At 46.6% G+C, this 8192-nt stretch carries 11 protein-coding genes; 1 reads left to right on the top strand and 10 read right to left on the bottom strand.

The window, feature by feature from the left end; genetic code table 11:
• Nucleotides 1-267: 267 nt before the first annotated feature.
• The 7 genes from dqlB to ACOT1A_RS22820 form a co-directional block, all read right to left on the bottom strand.
• Nucleotides 268-363, bottom strand: a complete 96-nt coding sequence (gene dqlB, locus ACOT1A_RS22850; RefSeq protein WP_000609145.1) for a DinQ-like type I toxin DqlB — start codon at nt 361-363, stop codon at nt 268-270.
• 804 nt (nt 364-1167) lie between these two features.
• Complete coding sequence (locus ACOT1A_RS22845) at nt 1168-1446, bottom strand: hypothetical protein (protein WP_001093608.1); 279 nt, start codon at nt 1444-1446, stop codon at nt 1168-1170.
• Nucleotides 1443-1718 (bottom strand): hypothetical protein, encoded by a 276-nt coding sequence (locus ACOT1A_RS22840; RefSeq protein WP_000557557.1) that lies wholly within the window; start codon nt 1716-1718, stop codon nt 1443-1445. The genes ACOT1A_RS22845 and ACOT1A_RS22840 overlap by 4 nt, the downstream gene beginning before the upstream one ends.
• A gap of 17 nt (nt 1719-1735) precedes the next feature.
• Nucleotides 1736-1990: a hypothetical protein gene (locus ACOT1A_RS22835; protein WP_000510385.1), complete on the bottom strand. Its 255-nt coding sequence runs from the start codon at nt 1988-1990 to the stop codon at nt 1736-1738.
• Nucleotides 1991-2099: 109 nt separating this feature from the next.
• Complete coding sequence (locus tag ACOT1A_RS22830) at nt 2100-2921, bottom strand: SprT-like domain-containing protein (protein WP_000196235.1); 822 nt, start codon at nt 2919-2921, stop codon at nt 2100-2102.
• On the bottom strand, nt 2918-3097 hold the full coding sequence (locus ACOT1A_RS22825; RefSeq protein WP_000136657.1) for a hypothetical protein: 180 nt from the start codon (nt 3095-3097) through the stop codon (nt 2918-2920). The genes ACOT1A_RS22830 and ACOT1A_RS22825 overlap by 4 nt, the downstream gene beginning before the upstream one ends.
• A gap of 16 nt (nt 3098-3113) precedes the next feature.
• Entirely contained in the window at nt 3114-3380 is a 267-nt protein-coding gene (locus tag ACOT1A_RS22820) for a hypothetical protein (protein ID WP_032072053.1), read from the bottom strand.
• Between ACOT1A_RS22820 and ACOT1A_RS22815 the strand changes: the two genes are divergently transcribed.
• On the top strand, nt 3370-4020 hold the full coding sequence (locus ACOT1A_RS22815) for a YkgJ family cysteine cluster protein (RefSeq protein ID WP_000351937.1): 651 nt from the start codon (nt 3370-3372) through the stop codon (nt 4018-4020). The two genes, ACOT1A_RS22820 and ACOT1A_RS22815, sit on opposite strands and share 11 nt — an antisense overlap.
• A 37-nt stretch (nt 4021-4057) precedes the next feature.
• Here ACOT1A_RS22815 and ACOT1A_RS22810 read toward each other — a convergent pair whose 3' ends face one another.
• The 3 genes from ACOT1A_RS22810 to ACOT1A_RS22800 are packed head-to-tail and all read right to left on the bottom strand — an operon-like array spanning nt 4058 to nt 8118.
• Nucleotides 4058-4513, bottom strand: coding sequence for an H-NS family nucleoid-associated regulatory protein (locus tag ACOT1A_RS22810; RefSeq protein ID WP_001293458.1), 456 nt, complete (start codon nt 4511-4513; stop codon nt 4058-4060).
• 11 nt (nt 4514-4524) lie between these two features.
• On the bottom strand, nt 4525-6852 hold the full coding sequence (gene topB, locus ACOT1A_RS22805; RefSeq protein WP_004199098.1) for a type IA DNA topoisomerase: 2328 nt from the start codon (nt 6850-6852) through the stop codon (nt 4525-4527).
• A gap of 3 nt (nt 6853-6855) precedes the next feature.
• Entirely contained in the window at nt 6856-8118 is a 1263-nt protein-coding gene (locus tag ACOT1A_RS22800) for an AAA family ATPase (RefSeq protein ID WP_000517490.1), read from the bottom strand.
• Nucleotides 8119-8192: the final 74 nt, after the last annotated feature.

The following is an 8192-nucleotide window of genomic DNA, read 5'->3' as shown; positions in this document are numbered from 1 at the left end:
ACATCTGAGACCATTAAAAGAGGCGTCAGAGGCAGAAAACGTTGCTTAACGTGAGTTTTCGTTCCACTGAGCGTCAGACCCCTGTTACCGATGCAAGAACAGGGGAGTTTCATGAAATGCCTGTTTAGGAGTGATTAAAGGTAACTTGTGCGCAGAAGGTCAGGTGTGTGGTGGTTAGTACAGACTAGTGAATGTTGTAACTAAACTATATTTTTATTAAAGGCCGGAGGTGGTGTTCCTCCGGCCTTAATTACGTTTCCGTGTTCATTAGTCGATGAACTGGCGGATCAGTTCCAGAATGGCAATCAGCGCGTTTGCAAGCGCCGCTACCGCCCTCAGAACGATGATTAACAGGTTAATCATCCGTTTTCTCCATAAATGGAGTAAAGACACCGTGGCTTGCTCTTACACTGCCTGTCACCACGGCTTCTCTTCGTCTTGTCAGTTGTAGAGAGTCTCACTCCTGCCAGAGCACAGATAACCAGCACCACCTGTATTACCTGTCAGGACTTTGAACCTGTTCATGCCGCATTTAGCGGAATGCAGGGAGAGACTCACCACAGAGCTAACCCTCTGATTATACGTTTATCTAACGTTCAGGCAAACCGTTAACGCACAGTCACTGCCCGTCATATTGCATAATCAGGCTTCACGGATTATCATACTATTGTCAGTTGTAGAGAGTTTCCCTTCCGGGCTGAGTTACCAGCTCGCACCGGAACCGTAAAAAAGCCGACCTCACCAGTCGGTTTTTTTACGTCTGCGGTTTCCCGCTTCGTTTAAATCTATTTTAAATGAATAAATTGTTCTGCGGCAAACCCAACAACATAAGGACGTTAGGGTTGATGGTTGCCGAAATCGCGGTGCGTTACGTGAATTCTGAGGTTTTGCGAGGGGGATTGGGCGCGAGAATTTACGAGAGAGCGCCGGAACAATGCCGGGATCACAAACCATCACCCGTGAAAGAAATCTTCCGGCATTGCCCGGTCAGGTAGTATGACATTCATTGTCAACGGCCATCAATTTATAAGCTGCTTTGCACTTCATAAAAGATCACCACCAGGGCTGCTAAAACAGTACCGATAGCCAGCACGTTAAAAAGTACGTCCTTCATCTTTACGAACGACATACTGATTTGCGTCCTTTCCCTTTTGTCAGCCTTCTCTATCATCCAGCGTTGGTATGAATCACTGTTACTTTTTCTGTCCATGTTCCCCCCAATTCATCAATGAGCACCAGGCGGCCACCAGGCTTCTTGCCAACAAAGTAACGGCCTCGCGGCAGACGTTCGCCAGTCTTCAGCCGTTCGATCCAGTCCTGAAATGCAGGGCGCGGTTTATAGCTGTAGCGGCCAAAATCAGCTAAAGACTGCGTGACCATGACTGTTTGGCAGCCATGCTTTCTCATATCACGAAACGTATTTTCCAGTGCAGCCAGTGTATTCATTTGCACGTTCTCTCTGCTTTTCCCATGAAGATATTAACGACACTCAAAACTAACACCGTTGGCATGATCACGGCAGCATAGCCGACAGCAACGGCCTGATATATGGTCAATGAGTAGTCGGGCTGTTTATACAATACGACTGAAAAAATGCTCCCCAAACAAGCAAGCAGAGTTAAAAACAAGTAATCGACAAATCTGTTTTTATAGATAACCCATGCAACGATGCAGGGATATGACACCAGGCACAGGATAATCGCATTTGTGGTATGCACGTTTCGCTCCTTGTTATTTAAGGGTTGTCAGCCAGATCAAACAGATTGTTCAGGCTGGAACGGAATTGTTTTACCGATGATACCAGCTCCTGACTCCGCGCTTTTTCCTGCGCCAGTTCACGCCGTAGCTGCGCCATCTCGTCTCTGTTACGCTGAAGCTCAAGGATAGCCGTCATAAAGGTTTTGCTGGCTGATGCCTGTCCGGTCGCTTCCTGCGCCTTTTTAATGGCCTGATCTTCGTCGTCATTCGTTCTGATTGTGTAATGCCCCATGATACCCCTCTTTTGCTGTCATTTTTGCGCTGCCGGCGCGAACCCGGGAAGAAACTTTGCTGGCAAAAAACACTGGCCAACAGATGTGACCGGGAAAATTTGCTGGCAATTAATTTTCGATGAAAGCCAGCTCGCAATCGCCGCATTCAATATTCAGTCCGGCTTTGCCCCACACGGCAGCGCCACACCCGCGACACTGATATTTAACTTTATTTCGTTTTGGCTTGTCCTCAAATGCTGCAACTGACAAATCATTGTCATTGCTCCCGGCCATATCATCTGAATGGCTCCCGTTCTGCGGTGACACTGACGGCAGCAGAGCCATAGAAAGCACCGCTTCTATATCAATCCCGGCCTCAGCATTTTGATGCGCCAGAGCAAGCGTTTCGCGCCATTGCTCTATTACGGCGGTCATATCTTTTTGTTGTTCGACCTGGACAGGGAAGCGATCAAACCAGCTCAAAGCAAATTGCCCCTGGAACAGTTCCAGTGTGACGCGCTGGAAGCGGCCACCAGGGATCGGATAGTCATTAATCTTCTGGCCGACTTTCGCACCACCAGGTCTCCCGGTGGAGGAGGGCATAAGTCCGATACTTTCCATTTTTGCCGCCCACTGCGCATTGTGGTACGTCTTACGCGACGGGTTGCCGTAGTGGTACTGCCACATATGGCACTGCTCATGAACCAGCGTTTGCATGACTTCAATAAGCGGGTACACCGGGAAGTATTCAGGATTGAGGGCGATTTCATCAATCATCCTGCCGCTGCCGTCAGCAGCAACAAAGCGCCTGTAACTGAAATAGCCCATTGTGTTCTTGCCGCGCTGGAACGTAATCAGACAGTCAGGGAGTTCGCCGTCAAAAAGGCGCTGGTTATAGAAATCAAACGCCTGTTGTAGCTCGCTGTAAGCGCGTTCCGTGGCTCTTGTCATGCTGAAGTTCGCTTAGCGGCGTTCCGATATTCCTGTAACTCTGCAACAATAGCAGGGAACACATCAGCGCAACGCTGTGCCAGCTTAACCGCCTTTGAACAAACGCCCATACCATGTGCTCTTTTGAGCGCCTCCAACAAATCTGCCAGTTCCTCGTCAGTGATTTTTTCAGTCATCTATTAAGCTTCTCCATTATCTGTATCGTACGATACAGATAATATAAACCACACCTTTGATAGCGGCAATCTTTTTTGCTGGCAATTTCACGCCCAGGGCGGGCATCGAGCGGGTAATATTGCTGGCAAAAATCAACGGCCAAACCGGCTGCAGGAAACTGGTTTGCTGGCAAGCGTGATTTACTGCTGGGCTTGACACCTTGCCATTGTATGACGCTTGTTTTAGTGTCAAATGAACAACCAGCGCGAGAAGAATATAGGAAGCAAAAGCAATGGATATCAAACCTAACTCAGTGATCCACCTGGAGCCAGGCGAAACATTACCCGGCTATACCAATCTGAAACCCGTACCTGATAAGTATTTCGATGAGTTAAAGGCACTCATAAATAAACTCAATACTCAATCCGGTAATATTTACCTCAAGTTAAAACAGATGTACGCCTTTTTGGATCGTTTTAACAAAGAATTTGTGAGCACGTTTACCTCCTGTCAAAAGGGGTGCTCTTCGTGCTGTAAAATGGATGTTCATTTAACCGCGCTTGAGGCAACACATATTGCACAAGCAAGTAAACTTACTGCCAGAGACAACCCGCTTACGACCGGGCATGAGTCAAAATGTCCGTTTTTGTCTGAGAAGGGAACATGCTCAATCTACAATTACCGCCCGCTGTTATGCAGGACATATCATGTACTCACTCCGCCGGAGATGTGTAATGACCTGGATGCACAAGTCATGCAGTATGGTTCTCAAAGCGCGAACATGGGAAATCACATCTACAAAACAATAGCAGAGTGGATCTATTTTCAGACGTATCACTGCACTGGTAAGTTAGAAACCAAAGATATCAGAGACTACTTCCCTTATCCCCGCGAAGATATCCAAAGATTTCTTCACCATAACCCCCCGCGCCCTTTTTGCTAAAAAAAAGCCTCTGACGCAGTGTCAGAGGCTTGTTAGATTACTGTTCGTCACCAGCAGTGCTGGAAGCATCTTTTTTGATGAGAAACTCATCAAGAGAACGGCCAGCTTTTAACGCTTCGTCGATTGGTTTTGGTGTCCGGCCACGACCAGACCAGTATTTCGTTTCGCCGTTTTCATCAAACTGATATTTAGGCGGCGCTTTTGGCAACGTCTTTTTGCGTGTTTTTTGCGCATCTTCGGACAGGCCAAGCAGTTCTTCCGGTGAAAAACCTTCTCCGGCAATCAACTGGAGCAGTTCCTGGCGCTTTCTTTCGCGCTCTGCGCGTTCTGCTGCCTCACGCTCTGCTTCTTCACGACGTTCTTCGATCACGGCGTTAAGCTTTTCCTGCATTTCCAGCAGTTGTTCAAAGCTGGTTTCTCGCGCAAAAACACGAACAGAGCGAATATTCAGGAGTAGCTTTTTTGTTGCGTCAAACGTTTCATTTTCACTCATCGAGTTAATCCTTATTTTTTACTGAACTGAAACCCAAGTTTACCCGTAGTTTTATCCTGCAAAACAATTGCAGCGTCAAACTTTTTCCCGGTTTTATTACTGGTAAAGCCTTTAATCTCTCCGGTTTTACCTTTTTTGATTAATGTCTCAACCTGATTTTGTGTCAGTTTTTTTCCTGACACTTCAGACCAGATTTTAAACTCGCACCCGGAACAGAAAAAGCCTTTAGGCCGGATAATAATTTCTTTACTGCATGAAGGGCAGGGGGCTTCGAGCCGGGACATGGAACCTTCTGATCTGGATTTTGCTTCCATATCCGGTTTGCCGTCTTTGTCCGGGAATGTTGTCTTGCATTCAGGGTAGCAGGAGCATCCCCAGAAAAAGCCATTTTGCCCCTTACGCTTACGCAGGAAACCGTTGTTACAAACCGGGCAGGGCGTGGCATTTGAAGAAATCGAAATTCCGTTCCTGTCCAGCTCGTCGATTAACCCCTGGACGTACTCATCATTTTCCTTAATAAACTCCTCAACTGTCAGCTCTCCGGCTTTGATCTGAGACTGCTTTTCAGCCCACAGAGCGGAGATATCCGGTTTAGTGATTTCAGGAGGCAGTGCAGCGCAAAACTCCTGGCCTTGTTTTGTGGTTTTCCATACCAGCTCCGAATACCCCTTTTCTTTTTCGATGGAGATAAGCCCGGTATTTGCCGCCAGTTTCTCAAGAATACCCGCGCGGGTGGCTTCCGTTCCGATACTGCCACGATCACTGCTGCCCTCGTCTTTCGCTTCCAGCGCCTTTCTGAGAGCCGGATCATCAATGAATTTTGCCGCACTCGTCATGGCGGCCAGTAACGTTGACTCTGTGAAATAGCGAGGTGGTGTAGTCTTTTTCTTGTCCACGTCTGCCGATTCACACAGGCCGCTGTCATTAAATTTCAGCAATGAAAGGTCAAAACCGTCCGTTCCGGCATCTTCGGTTTCGTCCTCGTCATCACTATCCTTACCCAGCGCTTCCCAGCCCTTTTGTACCAGAACGCTCTGTGTGGCCGTAAAGGTATCCCCCTTAATATCAAAGTGGATTTTCGTCTTGTTGCGGATCGCATCCGGGTAGAACAGCCCGATAAAGTAGACGGACACCAGGTTATAAACGTTCCGCTCTTTTTCATTAAGCTGAATACCGGCTCCGCTTTTTGTCGTCGGGATGATGGCGTGGTGCGCCTCAATCTTACTGGCATTAAAGGCTTTGTGTTTCTGGCCTTTATCCATATCTACGATCGCAGACGCCAGTTCGGGTACGGTGGCCGCTATAGCAGTGGCAATATCTCCGGCCTGGTAATAATGCTCATCTGAAAGATAGCGATTGTCAGAACGTGGATAGGTCAGAAGCTTGTGAGTTTCATACAGCCCCTGCATCACATCGAGCGTATCTTTTGCAGAATAACCAAATCGCTTTGCGCAGAGCTGCTGAAGCGTGGAAAGGTTAAGCGGAAGCGGAGGCTTGCTATTTTCCGGCTTTGTCGTCGCGATAGTAACAATAGCATCCTTACCCGTAACACGTCCGGCAATATGCGCGGCCTGAGCTTCGGAGATCAGGCGTTTTTTCTCGTCTATCTGATCGTCGTCTGTTGTCTGATATTTCGCCTTAATCTGATGCCCGTTCATCGACAGACTGGCGAATACATCGTAATAAAAGCTTTCTGTGTGATTCTGGTTCGCCAGCGTGCGCATGTTCACCAGACCAAGAACGGCACTTTGTACCCGGCCAACGTTCAGAACGCCGTCATAGCCCTTCTCACGGCCTTTTAATGTACATCCCCGCGTCATGTTATAGCCAAAACCCTGATCGCACAGGGAACGCGCCAGGGCGCTTAACGTCATACCGCGAAATTTATCGTTAGGTTGTAAATTCGACAGTGATTTTTGCACTGGCGCAAGGTTGAGGTCGGCAACAAGCAGTCGCTGGACGGGTTTCTTGTTTCCGGCATAACCCAGAATCTCATCAACCAGCAAACATCCTTCATCATCGGGGTCGCCTGAATGAACGATGCTGTCGGCTTTATCGATAAGAGACAAAATAATGCGGGTCTGTGCTTCTGATTCAGGCTTGATTTTATATTTTGGCGGATAAACCGCTTTAATGGGTAAATCACTATAACGCCAGTTGGAATATTTGTCGTCATAATCCTGTGGGTCGTAAAGCTCCAGCATATGACCATAACACCAGGTAACGACATCAGAACCGTGTTCAAAATAGCCGTTTTTCTTTTCTGTATTGGGATTTCCGCCCAGTCCTTCAAAAATAGCCTTTGCTAAAGACGGTTTTTCTGCAATAAAAAGTCTCATTAATCAATCCTCAAGGTAACTTGAATAGTCAGGCTGCGCACCATTCTTTTTAAAGATTTCTTCCCTTTCCTCTATGTCTTCTTCTGCCTCCTGCACACTAAGGTCAAGGGTTCCTTTCAAAAAGGCACGCGCATTCTTGATTACATCTACTGTTAATTCGTTTTTTGTTCCGCGAATCATGCCAATAGCAATATTTATTATCTCCTTTATTTCAGCAGGAGTCGTTCTGTCCAGCACCGCGCCAAGTTCTTTAAGGTCAATATTTATATCGTCTGGTAAGTACATTTTGGCACAAGCGGCAGCGGCTTTAGTCCGAAAAGCACCTACAGATATGATTCTGTCAATTCTGCCAGGGCGTTTTCTGATGCGCGGATCAATCCGGTTAGGATAGTTCGTTGAAAAAATAACATATGTCCCGGCAAGATTTCGCGGTGTATCAGCCCCATCAAGAAAACTTAACGTTCCGGCATCAGCCCGATAAAGTTCATCAACCTCTTCAGCTATTATGATAACGGGTATTTTCTTTTGAGCTGCGGCATAGCAAACATCTTTAAAGTAATCATCAGCATAAACAAATACATATTTATCCTGATATTTTGCCCCCAAAGCTTTTGCGATAGTCGTTTTCCCTGTGCCCGGAGGACCAGTAAAAAGCACTTTTCGCATTCCTGACTGACCATAACGGGTGTAGAAATCAATATCCGAAAAGAACTGATTAAAGTCATTCTCCAGCTCATTAAACTTTGGATGAACAGAAAAACGTAAAGCGTTTTCTATTTCTTCCTTCCTTGCCTTACCGTGATAATAAACGCCGTCGTAACACCCGATTTTCCAGATACCTTTACGGGGTAAAGAGCGGTTTAATTTAGCGCGTCCAGCTTCGCAAAGATTATGAAGCATCGACATACTTTTGGTTGTGCCAACTGCGTACTCCATTCTGACTTTAGAGTTAAGAATGAAGCGAATAATATGAACCACTTCATTTTGACCAAGATGAATCCGGTATGCTCCCGAACCATCTTTAAACATAAGCTTTTTAATCCTCCCGGCTTTAGCCATAACAGGGCTACTTCCCGTATGAACGACGGTTGAAGCAACGGGTTCGATATCAAGATTCGAATAAATTTTACGATTCTTTCTGTTTATAAAAATCTCTGCCACTTTAGGATAGTAATCACAATCCTTTACGACAGTACCAAAATTATCTTCACCGTAATATTCTTTATGGAGCCGTAAAGCCTGCTCTACCAGAGTTAATTTACCCATATGCGCACCATGTATATTAAAAACCGTGACGTTGCCTGAAGATTTTCTTCAGGCAGAGGAGGGGTTGGACAAGC

The sequence above is a fragment of the Enterobacter cloacae complex sp. SYL003 genome (assembly GCF_049236925.1).
Classification (GTDB): domain Bacteria; phylum Pseudomonadota; class Gammaproteobacteria; order Enterobacterales; family Enterobacteriaceae; genus Enterobacter; species Enterobacter intestinihominis.
The sequence above is the reverse complement of the archived record's forward strand: the minus strand, read 5'-3'. Positions and strand labels throughout refer to the sequence as shown.

What these genes read in the sequence shown, in the direction of transcription:
- dqlB (WP_000609145.1), bottom strand. Translation starts at nt 363, where the DNA reads ATGATTAACCTGTTAATCATCGTTCTGAGGGCGGTAGCGGCGCTTGCA.
- ACOT1A_RS22845 (WP_001093608.1), bottom strand. Translation starts at nt 1,446, where the DNA reads ATGAATACACTGGCTGCACTGGAAAATACGTTTCGTGATATGAGAAAG.
- ACOT1A_RS22835 (WP_000510385.1), bottom strand. Translation starts at nt 1,990, where the DNA reads ATGGGGCATTACACAATCAGAACGAATGACGACGAAGATCAGGCCATT.
- ACOT1A_RS22830 (WP_000196235.1), bottom strand. Translation starts at nt 2,921, where the DNA reads ATGACAAGAGCCACGGAACGCGCTTACAGCGAGCTACAACAGGCGTTT.
- ACOT1A_RS22825 (WP_000136657.1), bottom strand. Translation starts at nt 3,097, where the DNA reads ATGACTGAAAAAATCACTGACGAGGAACTGGCAGATTTGTTGGAGGCG.
- ACOT1A_RS22815 (WP_000351937.1), top strand. Translation starts at nt 3,370, where the DNA reads ATGGATATCAAACCTAACTCAGTGATCCACCTGGAGCCAGGCGAAACA.
- ACOT1A_RS22810 (WP_001293458.1), bottom strand. Translation starts at nt 4,513, where the DNA reads ATGAGTGAAAATGAAACGTTTGACGCAACAAAAAAGCTACTCCTGAAT.
- topB (WP_004199098.1), bottom strand. Translation starts at nt 6,852, where the DNA reads ATGAGACTTTTTATTGCAGAAAAACCGTCTTTAGCAAAGGCTATTTTT.
- ACOT1A_RS22800 (WP_000517490.1), bottom strand. Translation starts at nt 8,118, where the DNA reads ATGGGTAAATTAACTCTGGTAGAGCAGGCTTTACGGCTCCATAAAGAA.